This is a genomic window from Arthrospiribacter ruber (assembly GCF_019343195.1).
GTDB lineage: Bacteria > Bacteroidota > Bacteroidia > Cytophagales > Cyclobacteriaceae > Arthrospiribacter > Arthrospiribacter ruber.
This window is the reverse complement of record NZ_RPHB01000011.1, coordinates 109,215-135,167: the sequence shown is the minus strand read 5'-3', so window position 1 is coordinate 135,167 and position 25,953 is coordinate 109,215. Positions and strand designations below refer to the sequence as shown.

General features: G+C 40.0%; 23 protein-coding genes. 7 read left to right on the top strand and 16 right to left on the bottom strand.

Going from position 1 to position 25,953, the window contains the following annotated elements:
* Nucleotides 1-74 precede the first annotated feature (74 nt).
* The 8 genes from rimO to EGN73_RS20225 all read right to left on the bottom strand — a co-directional run bounded on the left by rimO (nt 75) and on the right by EGN73_RS20225 (nt 9,487).
* Nucleotides 75-1,385, bottom strand: coding sequence for a 30S ribosomal protein S12 methylthiotransferase RimO (rimO, locus tag EGN73_RS20260; protein WP_219293735.1), 1,311 nt, complete (start codon nt 1,383-1,385; stop codon nt 75-77).
* A gap of 353 nt (nt 1,386-1,738) precedes the next feature.
* A complete protein-coding gene (locus EGN73_RS20255; RefSeq protein WP_219293733.1) occupies nt 1,739-3,109 on the bottom strand; it encodes a Gfo/Idh/MocA family protein in 1,371 nt (456 codons plus the stop codon).
* Nucleotides 3,110-3,214: 105 nt separating this feature from the next.
* Complete coding sequence (locus tag EGN73_RS20250; RefSeq protein WP_219293731.1) at nt 3,215-4,276, bottom strand: hypothetical protein; 1,062 nt, start codon at nt 4,274-4,276, stop codon at nt 3,215-3,217.
* A 123-nt stretch (nt 4,277-4,399) separates the two neighbouring features.
* A complete protein-coding gene (locus EGN73_RS20245; protein ID WP_219293730.1) occupies nt 4,400-4,963 on the bottom strand; it encodes a Pycsar system effector family protein in 564 nt (187 codons plus the stop codon).
* 209 nt (nt 4,964-5,172) lie between these two features.
* On the bottom strand, nt 5,173-5,748 hold the full coding sequence (locus tag EGN73_RS20240) for a pyridoxamine 5'-phosphate oxidase family protein (protein WP_219293729.1): 576 nt from the start codon (nt 5,746-5,748) through the stop codon (nt 5,173-5,175).
* Nucleotides 5,748-5,930, bottom strand: coding sequence for a CPXCG motif-containing cysteine-rich protein (locus EGN73_RS20235; RefSeq protein ID WP_219293727.1), 183 nt, complete (start codon nt 5,928-5,930; stop codon nt 5,748-5,750). The genes EGN73_RS20240 and EGN73_RS20235 overlap by 1 nt, the downstream gene beginning before the upstream one ends.
* 264 nt (nt 5,931-6,194) lie before the next feature.
* On the bottom strand, nt 6,195-8,807 hold the full coding sequence (gene clpB / locus EGN73_RS20230) for an ATP-dependent chaperone ClpB (RefSeq protein WP_219293725.1): 2,613 nt from the start codon (nt 8,805-8,807) through the stop codon (nt 6,195-6,197).
* Nucleotides 8,808-8,989: 182 nt separating this feature from the next.
* Nucleotides 8,990-9,487 carry a hypothetical protein gene (locus tag EGN73_RS20225; RefSeq protein WP_219293723.1) on the bottom strand — a complete coding sequence of 166 codons (498 nt, stop codon included), beginning with the start codon at nt 9,485-9,487 and terminating at the stop codon, nt 8,990-8,992.
* A gap of 175 nt (nt 9,488-9,662) precedes the next feature.
* On the opposite strand from EGN73_RS20225, the gene EGN73_RS20220 reads away from it, so the two are divergent.
* Nucleotides 9,663-12,818, top strand: coding sequence for a histidine kinase N-terminal 7TM domain-containing protein (locus EGN73_RS20220; protein ID WP_219293721.1), 3,156 nt, complete (start codon nt 9,663-9,665; stop codon nt 12,816-12,818).
* A 291-nt stretch (nt 12,819-13,109) separates the two neighbouring features.
* Here the strand turns inward: EGN73_RS20220 and EGN73_RS20215 are convergent, their stop codons facing one another.
* The 3 genes from EGN73_RS20215 to rocD all read right to left on the bottom strand — a co-directional run bounded on the left by EGN73_RS20215 (nt 13,110) and on the right by rocD (nt 16,809).
* On the bottom strand, nt 13,110-14,318 hold the full coding sequence (locus tag EGN73_RS20215) for a porin (protein WP_219293785.1): 1,209 nt from the start codon (nt 14,316-14,318) through the stop codon (nt 13,110-13,112).
* 298 nt (nt 14,319-14,616) lie between these two features.
* Nucleotides 14,617-15,270: an HAD family hydrolase gene (locus EGN73_RS20210; RefSeq protein ID WP_219293719.1), complete on the bottom strand. Its 654-nt coding sequence runs from the start codon at nt 15,268-15,270 to the stop codon at nt 14,617-14,619.
* A gap of 264 nt (nt 15,271-15,534) precedes the next feature.
* The gene (gene rocD / locus EGN73_RS20205) at nt 15,535-16,809 is read right to left on the bottom strand and encodes an ornithine--oxo-acid transaminase (protein ID WP_246611682.1); all 1,275 of its coding nucleotides are present in this window, start codon (nt 16,807-16,809) and stop codon (nt 15,535-15,537) included.
* Nucleotides 16,810-16,898: 89 nt separating this feature from the next.
* Here rocD and EGN73_RS20200 point away from each other — a divergent pair, with 89 nt between their 5' ends.
* From EGN73_RS20200 to ftsY, 5 genes are all read left to right on the top strand, one after another.
* Nucleotides 16,899-17,054 carry a C1orf53 family protein gene (locus EGN73_RS20200; protein WP_219293717.1) on the top strand — a complete coding sequence of 52 codons (156 nt, stop codon included), beginning with the start codon at nt 16,899-16,901 and terminating at the stop codon, nt 17,052-17,054.
* Nucleotides 17,055-17,393: 339 nt separating this feature from the next.
* Nucleotides 17,394-17,636, top strand: a complete 243-nt coding sequence (gene rpmB / locus EGN73_RS20195; RefSeq protein WP_219293715.1) for a 50S ribosomal protein L28 — start codon at nt 17,394-17,396, stop codon at nt 17,634-17,636.
* A 31-nt stretch (nt 17,637-17,667) separates the two neighbouring features.
* Nucleotides 17,668-17,850 (top strand): 50S ribosomal protein L33, encoded by a 183-nt coding sequence (gene rpmG, locus EGN73_RS20190; protein ID WP_219293713.1) that lies wholly within the window; start codon nt 17,668-17,670, stop codon nt 17,848-17,850.
* Between the two features lie 45 nt (nt 17,851-17,895).
* Nucleotides 17,896-18,048, top strand: a complete 153-nt coding sequence (locus tag EGN73_RS20185) for a DUF4295 domain-containing protein (RefSeq protein WP_219293711.1) — start codon at nt 17,896-17,898, stop codon at nt 18,046-18,048.
* Between the two features lie 90 nt (nt 18,049-18,138).
* Nucleotides 18,139-19,095: a signal recognition particle-docking protein FtsY gene (gene ftsY, locus EGN73_RS20180; RefSeq protein ID WP_219293709.1), complete on the top strand. Its 957-nt coding sequence runs from the start codon at nt 18,139-18,141 to the stop codon at nt 19,093-19,095.
* Between the two features lie 184 nt (nt 19,096-19,279).
* Here the strand turns inward: ftsY and EGN73_RS20175 are convergent, their stop codons facing one another.
* From EGN73_RS20175 to EGN73_RS20160, 4 genes are all read right to left on the bottom strand, one after another.
* Nucleotides 19,280-20,392 (bottom strand): DUF4221 family protein, encoded by a 1,113-nt coding sequence (locus EGN73_RS20175; RefSeq protein ID WP_219293707.1) that lies wholly within the window; start codon nt 20,390-20,392, stop codon nt 19,280-19,282.
* Between the two features lie 419 nt (nt 20,393-20,811).
* On the bottom strand, nt 20,812-22,446 hold the full coding sequence (pruA, locus tag EGN73_RS20170) for an L-glutamate gamma-semialdehyde dehydrogenase (protein WP_219293705.1): 1,635 nt from the start codon (nt 22,444-22,446) through the stop codon (nt 20,812-20,814).
* A 115-nt stretch (nt 22,447-22,561) separates the two neighbouring features.
* Nucleotides 22,562-23,257 carry a YjjG family noncanonical pyrimidine nucleotidase gene (locus EGN73_RS20165; RefSeq protein WP_219293704.1) on the bottom strand — a complete coding sequence of 232 codons (696 nt, stop codon included), beginning with the start codon at nt 23,255-23,257 and terminating at the stop codon, nt 22,562-22,564.
* Nucleotides 23,258-23,269: 12 nt separating this feature from the next.
* Entirely contained in the window at nt 23,270-23,653 is a 384-nt protein-coding gene (locus tag EGN73_RS20160; RefSeq protein ID WP_219293703.1) for an ArsR/SmtB family transcription factor, read from the bottom strand.
* A 145-nt stretch (nt 23,654-23,798) separates the two neighbouring features.
* Here EGN73_RS20160 and EGN73_RS20155 point away from each other — a divergent pair, with 145 nt between their 5' ends.
* Nucleotides 23,799-24,428 (top strand): carboxypeptidase-like regulatory domain-containing protein, encoded by a 630-nt coding sequence (locus EGN73_RS20155; RefSeq protein WP_425515045.1) that lies wholly within the window; start codon nt 23,799-23,801, stop codon nt 24,426-24,428.
* A gap of 45 nt (nt 24,429-24,473) precedes the next feature.
* On the opposite strand, the gene EGN73_RS20150 is transcribed toward EGN73_RS20155, so the two are convergent.
* Nucleotides 24,474-25,880 (bottom strand): aminopeptidase P N-terminal domain-containing protein, encoded by a 1,407-nt coding sequence (locus EGN73_RS20150; RefSeq protein ID WP_219293701.1) that lies wholly within the window; start codon nt 25,878-25,880, stop codon nt 24,474-24,476.
* Between the last annotated feature and the right edge of the window lie 73 nt (nt 25,881-25,953).

Below are 25,953 nucleotides of genomic sequence, written 5' to 3'. Positions count from 1 at the left end.
TTAAATAAAGGTTAAAATAAAAAAATCCATCGGTAATTCCGATGGATTAATGAAAATGTTTTAGTAGGTAAATTTTAAACAACCTTACCATAAAGGTCAAATTCAGTGGCATCTGTAATTTCAGCTTGCACAAAGTCTCCAATCCTACAGTAGTGTTGAGAAGCATCTATCAATACCTCATTGTCGACTTCTACAGAGTCGAATTCAGTACGGCCTACAAAGTATCCGTTTTCCTTTTTATCGATCAGGACTTTAAAAGTTTTCCCCACTTTCTCTTGGTTCAGATCAAAGCTGATTTGCTCCTGCACTTCCATCAGGGTATTGGCTCTTTGCTGTTTGACTTCTTCCGGAACATTATCTTCCATAGAATGTGCGTGGGTATTTTCCTCATGGGAATAAGTAAATACACCCAATCTTTCAAACTTCATCCTCTCTACAAAATCCACCATTTCCCTATATTCCTTTTCCCCTTCTCCTGGATGTCCGGTAATCAAAGTAGTCCTGATGGCAATCTCAGGAATCAGATCTCTTATCGAATGAATCAAGGCTTCCTGCTTTTCTCGGGTAGTTCCCCTTCTCATGGTTTTCAGAACTGAAGTAGAGCCATGTTGTAAAGGAATATCAAGGTAATTGCAGATATTGTCCCTTTCCTTCATCACCTCAATCACATCCATAGGAAACCCGGTAGGATAAGCATAGTGAAGCCTTATCCAATCTATTCCCTCCACATCCGAAAGTCTTCTCATCAATTCTGCGAGATTTCTTTTCCTATACAAGTCAAGACCATAATACGTCGAGTCTTGTGCAATGAGGAGCAGTTCTTTAGTTCCGTTAGCCGCTTTATGCTCGGCTTCCTTCACCAATTCTTCTATCGGTCTGGATACATGACCTCCTCTCATAAGCGGAATTGCACAGAATGAACAAGGACGGTCACAACCTTCGGAAATCTTCATATAAGCATAGTGGGCATTATGGGTAAGCAACCTTTCCCCTACCAGCTCATGTTTATAGTCTGCTTTGAATTTTTTCAATAGAGCAGGCAAATCCCTGGTTCCGAAATACGCATCTACCTGTGGAATTTCTTTTTCAAGGTCATCCTTGTATCTCTGGGAAAGGCATCCTGTCACATATACCTTTTCGACCAAACCTTTGTCCTTGGCTTCCACATATTGCAAAATGGTATCAATCGATTCTTGCTTGGCATTGTCAATGAACCCACAAGTATTGATGATGACGATATTATTGTCCTGGGAGCCTGATTCATGGCTCGCTTCAATACCATTTCCCTTGAGCTGGGTAAGTAATACTTCCGAGTCAACAAGATTCTTGGAGCATCCCATCGTAATGATGTTGACTTTATCTTTTTTTAATGTTCTCGCTTTCACTATTTTCCTTCTTTGGCTGCAAAGGTAGCTAAATATGGACAATTGACATGAATCCGGCAATAAATCCAATTCCAATCAGAATCCTACTATTTTATTAAAACAATGTTCCCAAATAGATTTTAGACTTCTTCAAAAACAGGTGTTTCGGAGGAAGTATTAATAAATCATTAAAAAATTGATCTTAATTCATCATTTATTTAAAAGTTACTTAATGATTTGTTTGAAGCTAGGCCGAGGATTATTTCTACTTTTGATGACGTACAGCAAACGAACATTTTTTCAAAATCCTTGCAATTTTTAGGCGTCGATGTGAATCGACGCCTTTGCTGTTTTTATACCATTTGTTTGTTTAATCAACTCCCCCTTCCTGTTTTCCTCAAAGAAATATCCGTGAGGTCTTTTATCTTGACTGGCTTTCCTGACTCTATACTGTTCCGTGCAGCTACTCCAACCAAGATTGACATGGCCCCATCTCTTGTTCCCGCAGATTGCCGGTAGGGGTCTTCCATTTTAGGATCTTTAAAAAGTTTGTCTTTAAGTCTGGAATCTCCCCCACCATGCCCCCCTCCACCATGAGGAATGGTTATTATTTCTGATTTTCCAAAATTCTTAGTAACCCGAATCTCGTCCTGGGCCTTTTCTTCCCACGGTTGCGACTCTTTGATCCAGGCATCTATTCTTCCTTTGGTCCCATTGAAGGCAATCCGGTAGCCTTCATACGGTGAATAAGTAGTAAGAGAATAACTTACCTGAACTCCATTCATGTACCGGATCTGAACCGCCATTTTATCATAGATATCAATATCTTCTCTGTAAACACAACCATCCCGTAAATACCCATCATGATGTTCATTATCCACGTACAAGTTTACCAAGTGCTGGTTCTTGGTAATATCCCAGTAAAAATCACAGGAATTTTGGTGCGGACAAGTCCTGCAATGGGTATGTCTAAATTTTCCGTTCTTCCCGTAAAATTCCAAGGCCCCAAAAGCATGTACCTCCTCAGGGTCTGAATCCAGCCACCAATTGAGTAAATCAAAATGATGGGTAGACTTATGCACCAACAGTGTTCCACCTTTTTCTTTGTATCCATGCCACCGCCGAAAATAATCCGCTCCATGAGAAGTGTCCAGGTACCAATGAAAATCTACAGAGGTAACTTCCCCAATTTCACCGGTTCGGATCAATTCATAGATTCTCTGCCTATGGGGCGAATACCTATAATTAAAAGTTACAATTACTGACTTACCGGATTTTCTCTCAGCATCCAAAATGGCCTGACACTTCATCTCATCTGTGGTCATAGGCTTTTCGGTTATCACATTACAGCCAAATTCCAAAGCTTTTATGATAAAAGTGTGGTGGGTATTGTCAACAGTGGTGACTATGACAACATCGGGTCTGGTATCCTGTAGCATATGGTCAAAATCCTCAAAAACCGGACAATCAACTCCAATATGTCTTTTTCCGAAATCAAGCCTTCCGGAGTTGTTGTCACAAAGCCCTACAAATGATACTAGATCCTTGTAATTGTTTTGGACGTCCCTTCCAAACATATTTACACCACGTATCCCCAATCCCACAAGTGCCAATTTCATCTTTTCCTCAGGCTTGTCATGTAAAGAAAGGGCTTGGGCAATACCGTTTAAAAATACCCCTCCGGCTGTGGCAGCGGAAGTTTTGGCTATGAAAGAGCGTCGGCTGATTTTTGAAGGTTGTTTCATCGGGATTCAGGTTATTTAGAGTTTCTAATAAAAATATAGATTCCAGTTAGTAATCCAATGGAAACCTACTTTAATTGATTTTCAGAAACTGCAAATAGATAATCACTATTTCCTGCAATTATCCAAGATTTCTGATTTAAACTTCCTGTCGTCATGGAGGATTTCAAAAAAGCCATTGAGATAATCCCTAATTCTGTCCATTTCTTTGGAATCGAATAAAAATTCGTGTTTTTCCATCACCTCAGATATTGCAGGTTGCAATCTTATAAACTCCTCTCTAGTATGGTCGAACAAACTCTCCTCCCAACAAACGCCTCTATACAAGCGCTGCCTCACCGTCTTTATGGGAAGCAATTCGCTGACTCTTGCATAATAGGCATTGACAAGTCCGGACATATCAAAATCGTAAGGCAATGGGACATATTTTCCTTGGCCCAAAGTCATCATAGTGATATTATGCTGTGCCATAGTGGACCAATCCGTATTAGCGATCATCATTTGAAAAAAGTCATGGCGGATTCCGATAGAGTCCTGCACTCTAAATGGGCTTAACCTGAGATCTTTTACCAACTGTCCTCCAAAACGCTTGGCCACCATCTGATCATCTTCTATGAGAATTCCCTGAAGCTGATAAGTTTTGGTTTTCTTATTTGAAAAATCGGTGATATTCAGTTTCACAAGCCTTGTTTTAAAAAAATAAGGATTGACTTCTTCATACAGTTTATAGGCAAGGTATTCTTTCCTGATCAGTTTATCCCCATCCCCACTCTCTGAGCAAGGAAGTACCAATTTCAGGTTTTTGTGATTCTCAAAAATACCTCCTGCTCTCTTTTTCTTTTTTAACCTAAGCTTGAGTGGGGGCAACTGGCACTTGTCTCTTCGAAAGTTCCCCCTTGCCCTGACCTCTGCTTCTACAGAATCAACTGTGCCATTTTCCTCAAATTTTATCCAAACAGGAAACCTTTCGGATTTCTCTTTTGACTTATGAATTTCTTTAAATGAAAAACCAAAATTCAAAATCAGCTCCTCTTCACTTTCAAATAGATCATTAGGCGCCTGAGCCCAAACAGATTTTGAGAAAAAAATTAAGCTCATGGCAGCCAAAAAGCAAAACAGAGACTTTGAATTCATGAATTGAAAAGAATATGATGTCTTTGTTTTTGCCATTGAAATCATGTTTTACATCTAAAAAAACAAATCCTCCTATTTGGAAACCATTTAGGTTAAACTCTCATATCACATAATAAATTTACACTTTTTATACCTGATAACCAGAATACTTCATAAACATCAAAAGAACATAAAGGCTATAAAAACCACGGTTCCCAAAGCGATCCCTACCATAAATAAGCTATAAGCCTGTCCTAGAAGTCTATACTTTCTATCAAGTACAAGCCCTTGCCTGTACAAGGCCACTGTTAGGTGTTGATTGACCAATTCCTTTGAGCCCAAGACTTGACGGACCTCATTGAGATAAGCATCCAAACTCATTGCAGAACTGTCCCCAAAGAAAAGAACACTCCCCTTTTCGGGCTGATAAGGTTTAGAGTCCCTGAGAATCAACCTGGGCTTGGCAGCTTTGACAGCCAAAATCGTGGAAACCAAGCAACAGGTCAAAAGGATTCCCAATGGGAGTAAGAAACGCAAACCAAGATTTTCAAACTGGCTGGCGATTGCCCCATATCCCGAAATGGCAATAATGGCAGAAATCACCAAGGTATTGACACTGATAAGCATGTTGGCCTTATTATCAGCAATCTGAAGCAACCCAATGCTGTTTTTGTAAGCTACCCTGAAAAATGTCTGGCTTTGTTTATCTGCTTTTCCCGATCGAGGCTTATCGTATTCTGTCATAGTCTTTTGGCTATATCTTTCCTAAGATAGGAAAATAAATTCCCATCTTTAGACTTCATCAGCAGAGAAAAATAAACAGCCTGATTTTAATTTTGTATATGGGTCGTGAAAAAAAATCTGACTTTCGTTCACTCACCAATCAATCACGAAAGAAGTTAAGAATCACATGTCACATAAAAAACTAATTGACAGCAATTGACACATTAAAACTATGGGACAAGCCATTTGCCGATCCAAGAGCCTTCCAAAAAATCAAATTTGGCACGAAGGTGTTCCAGACCATTAAGCTGCAATGCTTCTATTTCTACTGGTTTAAGCTCCAAAACACAGAAATATCCCTGTCCCGTCATGTTCTCATGCCAATCATGGCCTTGGTTGGGGTTATCAATTTCCTTTCCCGGCGCCAACTTTGAGTGGTACGCTTTCCGACCTTCTCCCTGAACATTCTGCCAAAAGTCCTCTGTTACTTCATTGTTAAAATGGACTATTACTTCGGCTTGGATCCTGATCTGAATGCGTTTTACCGGGTGATAAAATAAAAGTGCCACTTTTGGATTTGTCTTAATGTGTTGGATTTTGGTAGTTCTATAATCGGCAAAAACAGTTAAAGTCAAATCTTCCTTTACCTTCCTCAAGACTACATACCTGCTTTCCACCCCCTCGATTCCCTGAGAGGACAAAATCAAAAACCTGAATGGATGCTTTTTGTCCAAGACACCTCTGTTGAGTTCATGCTTAATGTCCTGAAACACATTTTTAAGGGAGTCTTCCGGTTTTATAAGCATTACTGTTCTATTGAATTGGCTTCAAAATACACCACATCACCTTCCTCAAGCTCAAATTGCACCTCAATGGGATTGCAACAGACTTCGCAATCCTCAATATATCTCTGCTGCATGACGGAAGGATCCAGCAGCATAGAGATTTCGGCCATACAGTAGGGACATGTAAAATAGTGTTCTAACATACCGAGAAAACATAGTCTGATATATAAAGTTTAAAAACTCAGCTGAATCCTGGTTTCATTTTATACATATCCGCATTTAGACCAATAACTATTTTAAATAAGTGCCCAGATCAACCCGATACTAATAGATATTCGATATTTATTGATATTGGCTTGAAATCAAAGGTTTATTCCAATATTCAGATCCTACTGGCATAAAAGAGGTTAATCATTTTTTTTATAAAAAAAGCGGCCTATTTGCAAAGGCCGCTTTGAAAAGGGGATTTATACCTCGACGTTTTCTACGTTTTTGAAGTAAACTTGCTTATCAGCATCCAAGTCCACCAATACTGCCGAGTCATTTTTGATATAACCCGACAAAATCTGCTTAGAAAGTTCATTCAATATCAGGCGCTGCATGGTTCTTTTTAGAGGTCTTGCTCCAAATTGAGGATCAAAACCAACTTCGCCCAAGTAATCTAACACTTCGTGTGTGGCATCGATTTCTATATTGCTTTCAGACAGTCTCTTTTGGATTTCCTTCCATTGTATGTCAACGATTTTTCTGATCACGGACTTGTTCAGAGGCTCAAACATGATCGTCTCATCAATCCTATTGAGAAACTCAGGTCTTACCGACTTTTTAAGCAGCTCAAATACTTCAGTTTTGGTTTTCTCCATTACCTCTTCTTTGTTCCACTCTTCGATTTCCGCGAATCTTTCCTGGATGAGGTGAGAGCCTATATTGGTAGTCAGGATAATAATGGTATTCTTGAAGTTCGCAATCCTGCCTTTATTATCAGTCAGCCTGCCATCATCCAATACCTGCAAGAGAATGTTGAAAACATCTGGATGGGCTTTTTCAATTTCATCCAATAGAACCACAGAATATGGCTTCCTCCTGACGGATTCGGTCAGCTGGCCACCCTCATCATATCCCACATATCCCGGAGGTGCTCCTACCAGCCTGCTGACTGCGTGTCTTTCCTGATATTCGGACATATCTATCCTGACCATTGCATTTTCATCATTGAAGAGGTATTCAGCCAGGGCTTTGGCAAGCTCCGTTTTTCCCACTCCAGTGGTACCCATGAAGATAAATGAACCGATAGGCCTTTTTGGATCCTGCAATCCTGCCCTACTTCTTCTTACTGCATCAGATAGTGCTGTAATGGCTTCAGTTTGCCCGGCTACCCTTCTACCCAATTCATCTTCCAAGTGAAGCAATTTTTCCCTTTCACTTTGGATCATTTTGGACAAAGGTATTCCGGTCCATTTGGAGACCACTGCGGCAATGTCTTCATTGTCCACTTCTTCTTTGAGCAAAGGAGAGCCCTGTTGCATTTCATTCAATTGCGACTGGAATTCCTGAAGTTTATTTTCAGCCTCTACAATTTTACCGTACCTGATTTCAGCAACCTTACCGAAATCACCCGCTCTTTCGGCCTGTTCGGCTTCAAGTTTGAGTTTGTCGATATTCTCCTTTTGATTTCTGATTCCGGTAATGACAGCCTTTTCTGATTCCCACTTGGCTTTTACGGATTGCCTTTTTTCTGAAAGTTCTGCGATCTCTTTGCTGAGTATGGCCTCTTTGTCTTTATTATTCTCTCTTCTGATAGCCTCTCTTTCTATTTCCAACTGCATGACCCTTCTATTGAGTTCATCCAATTCCTGTGGCAGGGAGTCAATTTCCATCCTTAGCTTAGCTGCAGCCTCGTCCATTAAGTCAATGGCTTTATCCGGCAGAAACCTATCTGAAATATACCTCTGGGACAGCTCCACTGCGGCAATCACAGCATCATCCTTAATTCTCACCCCGTGATGAAGTTCATATTTATCCTTGATCCCCCTCAGGATAGAAATGGCATCTGCTGCATCCGGTTCATCGACCATTACCGATTGAAACCTTCTTTCAAGAGCCTTGTCTTTTTCTATATATTTCTGGTATTCTTTTAGCGTGGTGGCTCCTATTGCATGTAACTCGCCTCTCGCAAGAGCCGGTTTGAGGAGGTTGGCTGCATCCATGGCACCCTCTCCTCCGCCTCCGGCACCTATAAGAGTGTGAATCTCATCAATGAATAGGATAATTTCTCCTTCCGAGTCTGTGACCTCCTTAATTACAGCTTTCAATCTTTCCTCAAATTCACCTTTATATTTGGCACCCGCTACCAACAGACCCATATCCAATGAAATGAGGGTCTTTGACTTTAGATTTTCGGGAACATCTCCACTGATAATCCTTTGTGCCAAGCCCTCCACTATAGCTGTTTTTCCCACTCCGGGTTCTCCTAAAAGGATAGGGTTATTTTTTGTCCTTCTTGCCAAAATCTGCAATACCCTTCTTATTTCCTCATCTCTTCCAATGACTGGGTCTATTTTACCTTTTTTGGCAAGTTCATTTAGGTTCTTGGAATACTTTTCCAATGCCCTGTACTTTGATTCTGCGTTTTGATCTGTCACTTTGTTTCCTTTTCTTAATTCTTTGATCGCTTCAATCAGAGATTTTTCATTTGCTCCCTGATCTTTTAGCATTTGTGCAGTTTTGTCGTCTCCGCTTACGATCCCCAAAATCAAGTGCTCAATGGCAACAAATTCATCCCCGAATGTTTTGAGGTATTCCTTTGACTTTGTCAAAACCTGATTGGATGCAGTAGACAGGTATGGTTGCTGCCCACTTGCCTTTGGCAGGGCAGTGATGACCTCATCCACTTTATTGAGCAGGAGATTTTTATTTATTGCTGTTTTCTTAAATAAGAAATCAACTACATTCTCATCTTCAGTCAGAATGCCTTTCATCAAATGGGCCGGCTCGATGGCCTGTTGCTGGGAAGACATAGCGAGTTCAGCGGCCTTTTGGATCGCTTCTTGGGATTTTATGGTAAATTGCTTGAAGTCCATGTTCTTTTGGTTTAGTTCGCTTTTCACATCCCTATCAAAAAAATCACCAACTTAAAAATCAAAGAATAACCTGAAATTATGTCCGGATTTCAAGAGAAACACCTGAAAAGTAAGACTTTTTGACATTAAAAAAACCGGAGATTTTACTCCGGCTTTCATTCCTTTTGATCAAATAGACCTTTTCAATCCTTTTCCTCATCGTTGCTGCTTGACCAGCTTCCAGTGGAGTACCGGTCTATGTCCCTACGGTATTTATCCATATTGGCTTGAGCCTGTTGTACAGCTATTTCGGTTTTTTTGAGATTCAGTTCCATTTTAGCTATATCTGCATCGGACTTTTTACCTTTTTGCTTGGCTTTCTCGATAGCAAGGTTTTGTTTGGCAAATTTAATCTCAGCCTTTTGTTTAGCATTCAGGGCTTTATCATAATTTTTCTGAGCCTTTTGAAGGTTGGAAATTCTCTTTTCCTCAGCCTTTACGGCAGCTTCTGCTTGCTTCTGTTCTTTTTTTTCCGCTTTGAGTTCAGCCTTTTCTTGGGCCAAAGCCCTTTTTTCTTCTTTCAGTTCTTTTTTCAGGGCTTCTTTCTCTTCCTTCGTGAGCTCTTGAGACTCTTGAGCTTGTAGAGAAGCTGAGGATAGAATTAGCAATATTGAGCAAACAAATGCTATAAAATTTTTCATAAGAATCATGGTTTAATTCAATTTCAAAATAGAGTAATTATGGATAATCTCCTATTTAAATTCGAAATTTATCAAAAAAGTTATGGTTCAATTAGAATTTTTCGAATTAACTCCTCTCTAAAATGAAAACCAACAGAATAAATTGATAAATTAATGCGCTAAACAAGGCCTATAAATGGATTTTGATTTCACCTATAACATTCTTGCAATACCTGTTTTTATCACAAGTATCATTTTCCTTTTTTTGGCCGTAATTGTGTTTAACAAAAAAGGCGACAATGGGGAGAGTTACTTTGGAGGTCTATTGGTCGGTTGTTTTTTATATGCTTTTTTCTACGGTTTTGAGCTTTTAGGAACAAATGATTTCACCATAATTCTAACCTACAAATTACAATATATTGGGGGAGCGGCCATCACACCGTTTTTACTGCTTTTTACATTAAAATATTCGGGGAATGAAAGATTTTTAATATATCCTATTCCTACGCTCTTATTTGTCATTAGCAGTATATTTGTATTGGCTCTTTTCACCAATGACCTTCATGGTTATTTCTATCCATTCATCTCCTCAGAATACAATGGGCTGTTCAATGCAATTACTTACCAAAAAGGCCCATTGGACATTGCTTATGAGGGGTATAATAACTTCTTGATCGTACTTTCTACCCTTGTTTTGATCAAGATGTATCTTTCTGTTGCCAAGCCCTATAAAAAACAAGTTTTGGTATTGTTAATAGGCACGACTATTCCTTGGTCTGCACACAGCATGGCCTTGCTTGGGTTTAACTATTACAATTTTGACTTTGTCCCATTGACTCTTCTTTTGAGTGCAATTTTTATCTATAGGGGATTGTTCAGGCATGGTCTGTTCCAAAGAACCCCAGTAGCATTTAAAACCATTTTTGAAAACCTCTCCGACGGGATACTCATTTTAGACCAAAAACATAACATTATCGCTTCAAACAAAAAAGCAAATGCTATCTTAAACAATCCCAAACAACAGTTACATGGCGCTAACATCAGTCTACTTTTTGACAAAAATCCAGAATTGAAGAACTTATTTGAAGAAAATTCTTCAGAAAAGGAAATTGAAATCTCTGATCTTAACAATGGGATTTTTATTTCATGCTTTATCAAACGAGCATCCGAAGAAAATCTCCTTTATCTATTTTTGAGGGATATCAGCACACAAAAGCTAGCTGAGGAAAGAATCAGACAAAATGAAGGAAAGTTACAGCGTATCAATACAGCCTTGCTTAGGAATGAGAAAATGCTCACCTCCATAGCATTTGCCACAAAAGAATTACTTTCAAATTCTGATTTGATAAAGGCGATCCAAAAAGCGATCTCTATTCTAGGTGATGGTGCAGGTGCAGATAGAGCCTATCTTTTTGAAAACAAAATTGACGAAGGAGGTAATTATTTCAGCTCTCAAAGATTCGAATGGAGAGGACTAGGAGTGGAGCCCGAAATCGACAACCCAAACCTGCAGGATCTCCCCATAGGACTATTTGGCGAATCCATGGAATACTTGCTTAAGAATCAGATATACACCAATATCGTCAGCCAAATTGAAGACCCTGGGCTAAAAGGTCTTTTAGAGAGCCAGGAAATAGTTTCCATTTTGTTGATTCCAATTTTTGTCGAAAAAAATTTCTGGGGATTTGTAGGGTTTGATGATTGTCAAAAAGAAAAAATTTGGAGTGAGGGGGAAACCGCACTGTTGATCAGCTTTGCTGAAAGTATATCCAATGCCATAGAAAGAAGAAATATGGAAGAGAGCCTCCGTATTTCCATGCAAAATGCCAAGGAGGCCAGTGTAGCCAAATCTGAATTTCTAGCCAATATGAGCCATGAAATCAGGACCCCATTAAATGGGATTGTGGGCTTTTCGGACCTATTAATGAAAACCAGTCTTAATGCTACACAAAAAGAATTTCTTAAATCCATTGTAGACTCGGGGCACCTTTTGCTTGACTTGGTCAATGATGTCCTTGATTTCTCTAAAATTGAAGCAGGGAAACTTGAACTCAGTCCCGAAAAAGTCCACCTATCACAACTTGCCCATGAATCCGCCCAGCTGATACGACCTATGGTAGAAGAGAAAGGATTGGAGTTTTCAGTATTTATTGACCCTAAACTTCCTGAACATTTGTATGCAGATTCTACCAGGTTGAAACAAGTCTTGATTAATCTATTGAGTAATGCTGCCAAATTTACCAAAGTAGGGAAAATCGATCTGGAAATCACCCACTTAGAAGATAAAGGTCGTGATCAGGTACACTTTGAGCTCGCTGTAAAGGATACAGGCATAGGTATCTCGGAAGAAAAAAGGGACTTGATTTTTGAAGCATTTGCGCAGGAGGATAATTCCACCACAAGAAAGTATGGAGGAACAGGGCTAGGTCTGTCCATCAGCAATAAAATCCTTCACCTGATGGGAAGCAAAATGGAGCTCAGTACTCAAATAGGTAAGGGTAGCAGATTTAGCTTTAAACTTATTTTACCAAAATACAAAGAACAGGAACAAGTAAAATCCAGCCCTGGAAAAACCCTGGAAAATAAGGAAAAATCTAACAGCCAGCCTGTTCAAAAAGAAAAAGTTAAAATTTTACTTGTAGACGACAATCCGGTAAACATGCTGCTTGCTAAAACAATAGTCAAAAATATAGTCCCCTCTTGCATTACTTTGGAAGCTAACAATGGACTGCAAGCAGTGGAAAGATTCAAAGAAGCCTCTCCTCACATGATTTTCATGGACATTCAGATGCCTGAGATGAGCGGATATGAAGCAACAATAGAAATCCGGAAATTAGAAAACGGGCAATCAAGAGTACCTATAGTAGCGCTTACAGCAGGCACCGTAAAAGGGGAAATGGACCGGTGCTTGGAAGCAGGCATGGATGACTATCTGTCTAAGCCTGTAGTGGTAGCTGATATACAGAAAAAAATAGAAAAATTTCTCCAAATCGAGGATCCAAAAGATGAAGACGCACCTATCCTTTCAAAACTGGAGGAATTCCGAAATTCAGATCCTGAATTTTTTAAAGAATTGGTAATGGTAAGCAAAGAGAATCTGGGCAAATTAAAACATGACCTGAATCTTATCTGGAACAGTACAAAGGACCAAAAAAGTATTAAGCAAACCTGTCACGCCATCAAAGGAGTGGCCTTAAATCTTAACTTGAACAAATTAAGCGGACTGGTGATCAAAGTGGAAGAATATGAAAAACTAAGCAGTACTGACTTAGATAACCTGATTTCAGAAATTCATCAGGAACTGGATGTTGTTATTCATGCCCTAGATACGGAAATTGAAAAGGCAGGATAACTATTAGTTATTACATTCATTTCCTTCAAAAAATGTTGTAGTTTTTCTGCTTCAGAAAACTGTTAATATGTATATCCGCAATTATACCACTAACCAATTCAAATAAGGGCCTAAATAAATCCGATATAAATAGATATTGGATATTCATTGATATTGGCTAGAAATCATAGGTTTGTTCCATTATTTAGGCTCTACTGGTAAGTAAGGGGATAATCATGTCTGTTAAAATAAAAAAGGAAGCTTCAAAATGAGGCTTGCTTTCGATAATTTAATAAACTAAACTTTATATTCTTAGAAATTCACCTGCGCCTGTAACCTCAACAGGCTTCCTTTTTGCCTATTGTCCGGATTAAGCGAATTTTCAAAAGTCCTATCTGAAATGGTATACATGGCCACCAGTTCAAAGTTCTTATTTGGTTGCCATTCTACCCCGATTTCAAGTTCATTGACTCTATGTCTAGTGGCATCCAGTTCGAATTTTTTACCGCCTTTATAGTAATGATATCTCGAAAAAGGAATAAAGATATCCTTCCCCTTTCTAAGAAAATAATTGGCCATGACATATCCGCCCCTCAAAGGTGCATCGACCACATCGTTGGTTTCCGGGTCGTACTCTGGTCCTCTACCCCAGTTGAATTCGGCCTGCACCCCAAAAGGCTGCGGGTAAACTACTATAGTGGGGCCATACCTAAACTCTTCAAACTCTGTCTGATCAAAATCTGTCTGGGTATTTCTGTTGATTACAAATTTCCCCGTATATGCCTGGAATGATGCTTCCACGAACTGACCTGAAGGAAGTTCCCAAGGATAGGATGCCCTACTGACAATGTGAAAGTTATTGTTTCGTTCAGGCAAATTAGCCGTCTGACCATTATATAAGCCCAGACCAAACACCCCGTAATCTCCTGACCCTTTAAGCCCAGACGCTACAAGGTAATTGAATCTTTGTCTGATTTCAGATGGAGCATAGTAAAAGAAGACCCCCAGGTCACGTTCGTTCAATACTGCCGAATTCAGGCCATCATTACGGTCTAAAGGAAGCCTGTTTTGGCTGGATTGAAGGTTTTCAAAGCCGAATGGCACTTTAGATTGGCCAATCCTCAACCTGAATTCCTGCTTGGCGTCCAAACCAAGGTCAAAATAAGCATCCCTGATTTGTGCAAAGTTGTTTCCTCCGGAAGCCAAATCAGGCTGGATATACATGAAAATTCTCTCGTGAATTTGACCTGAAAAGATCATCCTGATCCGTCTAAAGAAAAAGCCCCCTGCATCACCTCCCCAAGAGCGGTCACACTGAGCACATTGAAGGTCTGGGTTGGTTTCAAACAACCCGTTATACCGCATCTGGGCATATCCACGAAGCTGAATGGTTTCATACCAAGGCTTTTTGATCTGTTGGCTGACCGGTGCAGCGTTGTTTAGGGAATCTTCTTTGACGTTCCTTGCAAAAACGTCTGTGAAGATCATGAAGATTATGATCCCTGCGAAAATTTTCCGCATCATTGATAAATGGGTTAAGTAATTGAATACTTATTGTACAGCGATACAAAGGTGAGAACCCAATATTTCTTTATAATGATGGGGATGTTATCAATTTGTTAACAGAAAAATAGAGTTGAATTAACTTTAAACATGCATTTATACCCAAAAATGGCCTTTTAATGAAATATCAGAGGCAAGACCTAGTTTAAAGCCACATTAAGGCAATGTTAACAAGAAACCAATGTTAAAAAATGCTTAAAAAATTGTTATCAAAAATCTCACTGAATGGGTTTCAACACGGTAGTTTTTATCCCAATTATTTCAGAAAGCTCAATATATTCTTTACATCCAACTCTCTGTAATCCTCTATGTAAAGGTCACATACAGGTAATTCCTCTTTGGTATGGGAAGAAAGTACGCCTACCACTTTCATCCCTGCATTTTTGGCCGCTGTCACTCCTGAAAACGAATCCTCAAAAACCACACATTGCTCTGGCACCATCTCCAGGTTGTTGGCAGACTTTAAGTATACTTCAGGATCGGGTTTATGCTTTTTCACATCCTCACTGGCCAAGATGGATTCCATTTTTTCTACAATCCCAAGCTTGCCGATAATCAATTCCAAATTTGCCCTTGGTGCAGAAGTGGCCACTCCTGTGAGTAATCCATTTTCTTTTAGGGATTCAAAAAACTCCAAAAACCCATTGATCGGATTAACTTTATCTTGATAAATCTCTCTGAACAAGCTTTCCTTTTCATCTTCCAACTCCAACAGTTCATTTCCTTCCACCTTCCTTTCCAAGAAATGACTCATTATATAGGAGTTGCTTTTCCCATACATGTGCAAGGCAAACTCTTCTTCAGTAGGGTAAAGTCCCCTCTTGGCAAAAAATTCCTGAAAAGCTACAGAATGAAATGGATTGGTATGGCAGATTACTCCGTCCATGTCGAAAATAATGGCTTTTTTCATTGGTTTAATAGGCTTTTTGGTTTGGTAAAGCTAACAATAAAAGAAAATAAGACTTATATCACAGAAAACTATAGTTCTGCCGTAGTTTGTATATTTAAATATTGTCCAGTTTTTATGGAAATCCCTTCAATATTTCAAATATCTTGGAGGGATCTTTTTTCAGAAATTTTCACATTCCAATCTTAGAAAATATCTATGAATATCCAATATCCATAAATATCTGTTGACAATTTTTCAATAGTATTTCAACTGTATTTCCAGAATCTAAAGCTCAAACTCCTTTACCACCTTCTCAATGATATCACAGCAATCATGAAGCTGATCTTCTGTCATCACCAAAGGAGGGGCAAAACGGATGATATTGCCATGGGTAGGTTTGGCCAAAAGTCCATTCTCAGCCAATTTCATACACATATCCCAAGCAGTACTGCTATCTTGGGTATCATTCACCACTACAGCATTGAGCAAGCCCTTTCCTCTGACCAGTTTCAGTATTTTATACTTGTCGACCAAAAGCTGCATGCGCTCACGGAATATGTTCCCTAGTTTTCGGGCATTCAATGCCAAACGCTCATCCCTGATCACTTCCAAAGCTGTCATGGCTACTTTAACTCCTAAGGGGTTGCCTCCAAAGGTGGAACCATGCTGTCCCGGTTTGATGACTTCCATGATATGATTATCAGCCAAAACAGCCGATACCGGATAGAATCCTCCTGAAATCGCTTTTCCTAAGATCAGCATATCAGGTCTAGTGTAGGTCTCTTGCTTTTCACAATGCCCCTCACAGCTACAATTCCCACATACCGCCAATAATGAGCCTGTTCTTGCTATACCAGTCTGAATTTCATCCGCTATAAACAGTACATTGTGCTTTTTGCAGGTTTCTGCCACCCTCCTCATATAGTCAACAGCAGGAGTATAGACACCTGCTTCTCCTTGGATGGGTTCGACCAAAAAAGCCACTACATTCTTATTTTCGAGCCCCTTTTCAAGAGCCTCAATATCATCGTAGGCTATTTTTTCGAATCCAGGAGTATAAGGACCAAAGTTTTTCCTGGCGTTTTCATCATTGGAGAAAGAGATAACCGTAGTAGTCCTGCCATGAAAGTTGTTTTCGGCAACTACTATGACCCCTTCATTTTCCGGCACACCCTTTTTCTCATAGCCCCATTTTCTGGCAATCTTAAGGGCAGTTTCCACACCTTCAGCACCGGTATTCATGGGTAAGACTTTGTCGAAGCCAAAATATTCTGTGATATACTTTTCAAACGGACCCAATACATTATTATAAAATGCGCGGGAGGTAAGCGTAAGCGTTCCGGCTTGCTCGATCAAAGCATCCTTGATTCTTGGATGACAGTGACCTTGGTTGACAGCAGAATATGCAGATAGAAAGTCATAATACTTTTTGCCTTCCACATCCCATAGAAATACACCCTCCCCCTTTGCCAACACTACTGGCAGTGGGTGATAATTGTGTGCTCCGAATTCATCTTCCAAGGCAATTGCCTGCTTGCTTGAGTTTATTGTTTCCATCATAAATCTGTATGTTTGCTGCACTGAATCATTTGATCCAGACACCTGTTTTCATTTCAGACAAATATAACAAATGCCCTAAGCATAAAAGAATGAATTCAAAAAAGAAGCCTGTAAGCCCACAAAAGTTAATCCCAGGAGATTATTATATTAATGAAAACGGATTGATGGTTTTTACAGCACAGTACCACTTAAGGCGAGGATATTGCTGTGGCAGTGGCTGCAAGCATTGCCCCTATGAAAAGTGATTGGGTATTGGGGGGATTGGTTATTGGCAGTTGGGTTATTTATTAATTCAGTCCATGGTCCATGGCCAACTGTCCATAGGTTTGGGATGAACTTTGGACATTTAGTTAATAGTCCACAGACCAAGGTCAAGAGTTCACTGCTAAATCGGATTATTGGTTCTTGAATCTTGCGTCTTTTGTCTCATGTCTCATTTCTCAAATCTCAAGTCTCCCATCTCATATACCAGATAATAAAAACTTTAAGGAATATTTTTGAAACCTTCCCTTGGTAATTCATTGAAAAGTCCGATATTTGCAGACTCAATTCGAAAAACGTCTATAATAATACGATACTATATCATGGCAAAAGTTTGTGACATCACCGGTAAAAGACCTCAAGTAGGTAATAATGTATCGCATGCTAATAACAAGACCAAGCGTAAGTTTTATCCAAACTTGCATAAGAAGAACTTCTACATTCCAGAAGAGGATGCTTGGATCACCTTGAAAGTATGCACCAAGGCATTGAGAACTATCAATAAAAAAGGCATCACTGCTGTATTGAAAGAAGCTCAAAACAAAGGTATGATCATCATTAAGTAATAAGGTTATCCATTTATAAATATACAGAGCGATGGCTAAGAAAGGAAATAGAGTTCAAGTGATCATGGAGTGCACAGAGCACAAAAGCTCAGGCATGCCAGGCACATCCAGATACATCACCACCAAAAACCGTAAAAACACCACTGAAAGATTGGAATTGAAAAAATTCAACCCAATCCTGAAGAAAGTAACGGTTCACAAAGAAATTAAATAATTTAGGATCAGGATTGTAGCAATACAACCATAAAACCTTAAGAATATGGCTAAGAAAGTAGTAGCAACCCTAAAGAAAGAAGGCGGAGTCACTTACGCTAAAGTGATCAGAGCGGTAAAATCCGACAAAACCGGTGCTTATTCCTTCAAAGAAGAAATGGTTCCTACCCCTATGGTACAGGAAACTTTGAAAAAATAATTGATTTGCATTGACTGCAATCAAAAGTCCCTTCAGGCAATGACTTGAAAGGGACTTTTTCATTATATTCGGATTCTAAAAATCAACATTATGGGAATTTTCGGTTTCTTCTCCAAAGAAAAAAAAGAAAGTCTTGACCAAGGACTTCAAAAAAGCAACGAGAATATTTTTTCCAAATTAAGCAAAGCCGTAGTAGGAAAATCCAAAGTCGATGATGAAGTACTTGATGAGCTGGAAGAAATACTCATCACTTCTGATGTGGGTGTTGATACCACTATCAAGGTAATCCGAAGAATAGAAGAAAGAGTCGCTCAGGACAAATACCTGAATACTTCTGAGCTGGACATAATCCTGAGAGAAGAAATTGAGGCACTTCTCAAGGAAAACCGAAGTGCAGATCTGGCAGATTTTGATCTTCCTGCGGACAAAAAACCTTACGTCATCATGGTGGTTGGCGTCAATGGAGTTGGCAAAACTACCACCATTGGAAAACTGGCCCATCAGTTCAAATCTGCCGGCAAATCGGTGGTTCTTGGTGCTGCTGATACTTTTAGAGCTGCCGCGGTAGACCAGCTTATCCTATGGGGTGACAGGGTAGGCGTCCCGGTGGTATCCCATGGAATGAATACAGATCCTGCCTCAGTTGCTTTCGACGCTGTTAAGCAGGGCGTTGATACAAATGCTGATGTGGTCATAGTTGACACGGCAGGAAGACTTCACACCAAAGTAAACCTGATGAATGAATTGACCAAAATTAAAAGAGTCATGCAGAAATTCATTGATGATGCTCCCCATGAAATCCTCTTGGTCCTTGACGGATCCACTGGTCAGAATGCATTTATCCAAGCTAAGGAATTTACCAAAGCTACAGACATTACCGCACTGGCTATTACCAAACTGGACGGAACAGCTAAAGGCGGTGTGGTCATCGGTATTTCAGACCAATTCAAAATCCCGGTAAAATATATTGGCGTCGGAGAAAAAATGACTGATCTACAGGTTTTCAACCGAAAAGAATTTGTGGATTCTTTGTTCAAAAAGAAGTAAACCTTTGAGGTTCCTTTCAGACCTCAAAAGTTTACCTCAGTATTAAATAAAAGGATGTAATAGACCCTCGAGATTTTTGAAAACCTGAAGGATCCAGCCTCTCCGACCTTTGAGTTTGCTGCGGCAGAATGCAGTTTGCTTTTGTAATTAAAACAGTTTTAATTGAAACTTTAGGATACACAACTCAGGGGAGCTCAAATAATACCCTTACATACTCCTCCACATCATCAGAGCCTGGGTTCAACAATTTGAAGTAAAATCCATTAGGAGTGGCAAAGCCAGTTGGCGCAATCTGCTGATTGTCAAAAAACACTTCTCCAATTGTACCAAAATTGAGATCGTGCAATATGAAACTACTTTTATTGTGGATCCCCCCGCCTTCCAAAACTTCTGTTTCAATATTTACATATCGCAATAATAACTTAGACATTGGTTCAAAAATAACCCACTTGTATCTGCTGCTTTCCATACTGGGTAAAAACACAACATAATCACCTTCTTGCTTGGTTTTTCCCTTTTGAAAAAGCAAAGGTAAAGTACTTTTTGACTCTATCCATTTGGTACTCTTTCCATCTAGTACCAATAGAGAATCCGTCACAGGAAAGCTGACCAGGTGGATATTTTCGGCATCAAGGAATGTATGGGAATACATTCCCAACTCGGGGTCATCAAAATGCTCTCTATAAATATCAGGGTATGAAAAAGATATGGGCTCTGCCAGCTCATTTTCCAAATCATATTTCCAAATCCAGTCCTCATAAGCCATATTAGGCTCCTTTAGCACAAAAGGAACATCCGAAAATATTAACTGCTTCTTTTCTCTGTCATAGCTCATCCTATTTCCGTTTACCACAGAGAAGTTGGCGGCAAGTCTTTCCTCAGGGACATTGGGTAATGGAAACCTGTCAAGTACTTTTCCCTGAAAATCAGTGTGAATAATTGATTTTTGGTCTGAGATGAAAAAAATCCTATCTTCAGTAATCAAGCTTCCTGATATAAACCCTCCTATACCATCAGGCCCTTCTTTTTCAAAATCAACTGTACCCTCCAGCTCTCCTGAAGGGTAGCTATACTGATACAGCCTTTTCCCTACGACACCTAATAAAAAAAATTTACCATTTTGATCGAAAAAGGAAAACTCTTGAGGTAGACTCCTGGTCAAAGTATCCTTTTCCAAATACAGGGTGTCCACGATGTAATCAGTCAGGTCGGCAGTGAAAAAAGAGTTTCCCCTCTTTGAACCATTGCAAGAGAACAAAAGGGTCAAGCCAAATAAAAGGGTCATAGTTCGCATCATAAAAAAGCCAGTTAGACAGTAGTAATTATTTCCATTATTTTCCGGAGCGAGACAACCCTTGTGTCGGCATTGATTGGGAAATGATCATCTCCTCCATATACAAAATACCTTTGCGTGGCCTTGTTGGTGCGCAAGCATAGTCCAAAGCCTACGCAGTAAATTTAATTTCTTCCTTTTAAATTTAAAGTGATATTTTAAAATTACAAGGTATACCACCGAAAGTTATATCTGATTACCTCAAACAAAAAAAGACCTTCAGGGTAGCAAAACCCCAAAGGTCTATCTTTTTAGACATACAAGAAACCCTAATTATCGCATATTTTCAACCTCTTGAATCTTGTTTCTTGTCTCTTGTTTCTTGTCTCTTGTCTCTTGTTTCTTGTCTCTTGTCTCTTGTTTCTAATTTCTCGCTTCTCTCCTCAATCTTCTCCCAAAAAAGGATACCTGTAATCCACAGGAGAAACGAAGGTTTCCTTGATCGTTCTTGGCGATACCCATCTTAGCAAATTGATCATAGACCCAGCTTTATCATTGGTACCGGAAGCCCTAGCACCTCCGAATGGCTGCTGTCCTACTACAGCACCTGTTGGTTTGTCATTCACATAGAAGTTGCCTGCTGCATTTCTCAGCTTCTTGGTAGCCAACTCGATGGCATACCTATCGGTGGAGAATATCGCTCCTGTCAATGCATAAGGAGAAGTCTGATCTACCAACTCAAGGGCTTCCTCGAAATGTTCTGCATGATATACATAAATCGTCAGAACTGGCCCGAAGATCTCTTCCTGCATAGTGGTGTACATAGGGTCAGTCACGACCAGTACCGTCGGCTCAATAAAGTAGCCTTTGGATTTGTCATAATTACCACCCGCGATCACTTCAACACCTTCAGCGCTTTTTGCATCGTCTATATATTTACTGATTTTATCAAATGCCTTTTCGTCAATCACGGCATTGATAAAATTGGTAAAATCTTCCGTTGGTCCCATTTTCATGGATGCTAGGTCTTCAAGTAGATATTTTTTCACATCCTCCCAGATATTGCTTGGAATGTAAGCCCTTGAGGCAGCAGAACATTTCTGTCCTTGGAATTCGAAAGCTCCCCTAGAGAGCCCTACGGCAACGGCCTTTGGATTAGCGGATTTATGTGCGATCACAAAGTCTTTACCCCCAGTCTCTCCGACGATCCTTGGGTAAGACTTGTATTTATAAATATTGCTCCCAATGGTCTTCCAAATATGCTGGAACACGCCTGTAGATCCTGTAAAGTGGATTCCTGCAAAATCAGGATGGTTAAAAATAATCTCTCCCGCAGTCGGTCCATCTACATAGATCAGGTTGATCACGCCATCGGGTACTCCGGCTTCTTTGAATACATCCATAAGGACTTTTGCAGAGTAAATCTGTGTGTAAGCTGGCTTCCACACGACAGTATTTCCCATCATGGCAGCAGAAGCAGGTAGGTTCCCAGCAATGGCTGTGAAGTTGAATGGAGTCAAGGCAAACACAAATCCTTCAAGCGGCCTTTGCTCTACCCTATTCCATACCCCATCTCCTGATACCGGAGGTTGTTGGGCATAAATTTCAGTCATGTACTTGACATTGAACTTAAGGAAGTCAATAAACTCGCAAGCAGCGTCTATTTCAGCTTGGAAGGCATTTTTGGATTGGCCTAACATGGTCGCCGCATTGATCTTTGCACGATAAGGACCGGCCAAAAGGTCAGCAGCTTTCAGAAATATCGCTGCCCTTTGCTCCCACTCCATAGATTCCCAGGCTTCCTTTGCCCCTAGAGCAGCATTGATTGCCTGCTCCACATGTGAGGCATCACCTTCGTGGAAATAACCAAGAATGTGCTGATGGTCGTGGGGAGGAGACATGGACTTTTTATTCCCTGTCCTTATTTCCTCCGAACCAATGTACATGGGCACATCTATTTCTTGGGACCTGAATTCTTTTAGTGTTTTTTGAAGCTCTGATCTTTCCGGAGATCCGGGAGCATAAGATTTTACCGGTTCGTTTTTTGGTTCCGGCACATTGAAAAAACCTTTAAGCATATGATTTGAGTTTATTTGATTTCTGAATGAGACAAATATAAGAAACTAGAGGTGGAAAACCCGAGCATTGCTTGACCAGTGGCAAGCCTGCTGTATGAAAACACGTATGAATACCTCAAAGAATATTCTCCAACTCCTTAAGGTGCCGGATGGTATAGGTGGGCTGATGTTCTATCCCCTTTTGATGGGGATCAAAATACACATTATCGATTTTTGAGTTGATGGCACCAAGAATGTCTGAATTTGGATTATCCCCAATCATCATCGCTCCTGTATTTTTCACTTTCAATTTATTTAAGGCATATTGGAAAATCCTAGGATCTGGTTTTTTATGACCTGTAGTCTCCGAGGTTATTACTAAATCGAAATAGGGAGAAAGTCCTGAAGCTTCCATCTTTTTGGCCTGACTTTCATCAAACCCGTTTGTAATGATGTGCAGAAAGTAATTGGGCTTCAAATACTCTAATATCTCCATAGTATATGGCAAAAGATGGGGTTTGGAGGAAGTTCTCTGCATAAAATCAGCTTCCAGATCTTTGGGAATATCCAGAATCTTTCCTCCGGCCCTTTCAAAAATTTTTTTGAATCTAATATCCCTTAGTTCTTCTTTGTTGACCTTCCCTGTGTCGTACATGGCCCACAACTGAAAATTTATTTCATAGAAAGCTTTAAGAAAAGATTCAATAGTAGGTATTCCCTTTTCCTCCAACTTGAAGTAGTCGAAAATTTCTGAAAGGGACTCTTTCACATTGGTATCATAGTCCCATAAGGTATGATCCAAGTCAAAAAAAAGATGCTGGTACTTTTTCAAAATCTCTTTTCTTTACTTTCTGTAAGGATTATTTTCTATTTTATTGATAGCAAGCTCCCTATTGGAATGGAGTATATGGTAAACTTCCTGATCCCTGATAAGGTTAATGTCTTTTTGAATAAACTTAAAAATCTGAACTATAATTTCGTATGCTTCATCCAGAATATAATAAAAAATCCATTGGTCTACCCTTCTGCTACCTACCAATCCGGCATTTTTGAGATAACTCAAGTGCCTACTGGTTTTTGTCTGTGTAAAATCCAAAATATGCTCCAAATCGGATATGGAAAGCTCTTTATTCTGAAGTAAAAGGTGGAGAATTCTAACCCTTGACTCTTCTGAAAGGGCTTTAAAAATCCTCATTCCGTAATTAAGACTTATATTTTTGAGCCGCATTTAGTATCTTTAACAACAAAATTATGCCTGAAATTAAACATTTGAATGTAAAATAGGCTAATATTAAAAGCAAATTAGACAATTGGCCCGTATAAGGGTTATAGAGTAATAAATCCATATCACATTGAAAAGTAAGTTTACCCATATAGCCCTTCTACTGGTAGGTTTTTTCTTTTTTTTATCTACACAGGAGTCCTCAGCCCAAGAAAAGGAAAGAAAAGTAATCCAGCTCTCTGGAATTATCCTCAATGCTGATAGTACCGATGCAGTCCCAGGAGTCAATGTCTACGTGCCAAAAAAAGGTCGTGGAACGAGTTCAGGGAGATACGGTTATTTTTCTTTGCCAGTCCTGGAAGGTGACAGTGTCATTTTCAGTTTTATCGGTATGCAGCGTCAAACCTACAAAGTTCCAGCCGTCATGAATGAGGATAAAATCAGCCTTATTGTGACCATGCAGACGGATGAAATTGCCTTAGCAGAAATTGAGGTAATGCCATTTCCTACAGAGGAAGAATTTAAAAGGCAATTGCTCGCAATGAACTATGATGCGCCAATGGCTATGGACGCTAGGGGAAGCCTGAGTCCTGAAACGCTCCTCAGGTACGCAGAAGGTATGCAGGCATCAGGGAACGAAAATTGGCGAAACTTCCAACAGGGTCAAGTCATGCAGATCCAGGACCGATACGGACCACGGCCTTTTACACTGGTTGATCCTTTTGCCTGGTCAAGATTCATCCAATCCATCAAGCGGGGTGACTTAAAGAAAAGGGATTAAAAAAAGCCCGGTAGGAAAAATTCTACCGGGCTTTTTTGCATCAGGCTATTCTAGCTCTACCTGTAAGCGCTGCAACACCCCTTCTTCTTTCATGGTAGCCTCGATGTCTTCCACTGTTTTCGGAACAAATTCACTGAGGTTTTTATTACCCTCTTTGGTAATCAGAATATTATCTTCAATTCTGACACCGATTCCCCACCATTTAGGGTCTACATCACTGCCTTCCGGTATGTAAATTCCAGGTTCCACAGTCAGCACCATACCTGGCTCAAGTTTGCCATACCCACCTCTATCATGCACATCCAATCCCAAGTGGTGCCCGGTCCCATGAGGAAAAAACCTATGCTTTTCACCCTCATTGACAAGGCCTAACTTCACCAATCCCTCGTCGACCACTCTTCTCGCAGCCCTATCTATTGCCTGAAAATCAGATCCCGGCTGACATGCTGCTATCCCAGCTTCCAAAGCGTCCAATACTATCTGGTAGATGGCTTTTTCTTCCTCAGAAAACACCCCTTTGATCGGAACAGTCCTGGTAATATCTCCAGAATACCCCCTGTACTCTGCTCCAACATCCATCAGGATAAGTCCTTCCTGAAGGGAAGTCTTGTGGTTTTCCACATAATGCAAAATGGTAGCATTGTTGCCTGCTCCCACTATAGAGCCATAACCCACTTCTTCTGCACCCATGGCTTTATGGACAAACTCGTGCACCCCTTGGATTGCACGTTCGGAAACACCCGGTTTTATGGACCTAAAAGCTTCAATGTGCGCTTTACCTGAGATCACAACCGCCCTTTCCAATACTTCCAACTCTTCGGGCGTCTTTACTGCCCTCATTTTCTCCATTATATTTACCAGTTGATTGTTTCTTGGCACTTCTGCCTTGATATTGAGTAAACTGGTCTTTTCTACCATACCTGCCAACACTTCATTATGCTTCCCCCCTTCTATGGCAGCCATTTCCATAGAAAGAAATGGGCTGACTTTATTCCAGTCCATCTCAGGAGATTGTAAAAACTCATTGTTCAGATAAACATGTTCAAAACCAAGTTTTTCTTTTACCCCCTCAGGCCCTAGACGCTCTCCATCCCACTGCTCTCTCAAGGGATCTCTGGGTTGCACGTAAATAATTTCTTTCACCTCTTTCCCACCGATCATCTGTGGTGACTGAAAAATCACCAGTGCGGCATTCGGCTCTCTGAATCCTGTCAGATAAAAAAAGTCCGAATTCGGTCTGTAGGTAAACTCAGTATCATTGGACCTATTTTTCACGGGATTATTGAAAAATATTGCTGCCCCATTGGCGGGAAGCTGTTTCCTTAGGACTTCTCTTCTTTCTTTGTGAAATTCAGGAGACAATCCATCTGCAAAATAGGACTGTGCATATAGATCAGGCATTGCCCAGGAGGCAAAACAGATTAGAATAATGACTTTGAAATATTTGGACATAATTACTAAAATAAAATGAGCCAGAAATATAATACAGCATACGCGAAAAATCTGAACCGATGGTAAAAAAAGA

Excerpts from the sequence above, each read along its gene's own strand:
- EGN73_RS20235 (WP_219293727.1), bottom strand. The coding sequence starts at position 5,930 with ATGTTAGAACACTATTTTACATGTCCCTACTGTATGGCCGAAATCTCT.
- EGN73_RS20220 (WP_219293721.1), top strand. The coding sequence starts at position 9,663 with ATGGATTTTGATTTCACCTATAACATTCTTGCAATACCTGTTTTTATC.
- EGN73_RS20150 (WP_219293701.1), bottom strand. The coding sequence starts at position 25,880 with ATGTCCAAATATTTCAAAGTCATTATTCTAATCTGTTTTGCCTCCTGG.
- rpmB (WP_219293715.1), top strand. The coding sequence starts at position 17,394 with ATGGCAAAAGTTTGTGACATCACCGGTAAAAGACCTCAAGTAGGTAAT.
- EGN73_RS20250 (WP_219293731.1), bottom strand. The coding sequence starts at position 4,276 with ATGGCAAAAACAAAGACATCATATTCTTTTCAATTCATGAATTCAAAG.
- EGN73_RS20200 (WP_219293717.1), top strand. The coding sequence starts at position 16,899 with ATGAATTCAAAAAAGAAGCCTGTAAGCCCACAAAAGTTAATCCCAGGA.
- pruA (WP_219293705.1), bottom strand. The coding sequence starts at position 22,446 with ATGCTTAAAGGTTTTTTCAATGTGCCGGAACCAAAAAACGAACCGGTA.
- ftsY (WP_219293709.1), top strand. The coding sequence starts at position 18,139 with ATGGGAATTTTCGGTTTCTTCTCCAAAGAAAAAAAAGAAAGTCTTGAC.
- rpmG (WP_219293713.1), top strand. The coding sequence starts at position 17,668 with ATGGCTAAGAAAGGAAATAGAGTTCAAGTGATCATGGAGTGCACAGAG.
- rocD (WP_246611682.1), bottom strand. The coding sequence starts at position 16,809 with ATGATGGAAACAATAAACTCAAGCAAGCAGGCAATTGCCTTGGAAGAT.
- EGN73_RS20225 (WP_219293723.1), bottom strand. The coding sequence starts at position 9,487 with ATGAAAAATTTTATAGCATTTGTTTGCTCAATATTGCTAATTCTATCC.
- EGN73_RS20255 (WP_219293733.1), bottom strand. The coding sequence starts at position 3,109 with ATGAAACAACCTTCAAAAATCAGCCGACGCTCTTTCATAGCCAAAACT.
- EGN73_RS20185 (WP_219293711.1), top strand. The coding sequence starts at position 17,896 with ATGGCTAAGAAAGTAGTAGCAACCCTAAAGAAAGAAGGCGGAGTCACT.
- EGN73_RS20215 (WP_219293785.1), bottom strand. The coding sequence starts at position 14,318 with ATGCGGAAAATTTTCGCAGGGATCATAATCTTCATGATCTTCACAGAC.
- EGN73_RS20175 (WP_219293707.1), bottom strand. The coding sequence starts at position 20,392 with ATGATGCGAACTATGACCCTTTTATTTGGCTTGACCCTTTTGTTCTCT.
- EGN73_RS20240 (WP_219293729.1), bottom strand. The coding sequence starts at position 5,748 with ATGCTTATAAAACCGGAAGACTCCCTTAAAAATGTGTTTCAGGACATT.
- EGN73_RS20160 (WP_219293703.1), bottom strand. The coding sequence starts at position 23,653 with ATGCGGCTCAAAAATATAAGTCTTAATTACGGAATGAGGATTTTTAAA.
- clpB (WP_219293725.1), bottom strand. The coding sequence starts at position 8,807 with ATGGACTTCAAGCAATTTACCATAAAATCCCAAGAAGCGATCCAAAAG.
- EGN73_RS20245 (WP_219293730.1), bottom strand. The coding sequence starts at position 4,963 with ATGACAGAATACGATAAGCCTCGATCGGGAAAAGCAGATAAACAAAGC.
- EGN73_RS20210 (WP_219293719.1), bottom strand. The coding sequence starts at position 15,270 with ATGAAAAAAGCCATTATTTTCGACATGGACGGAGTAATCTGCCATACC.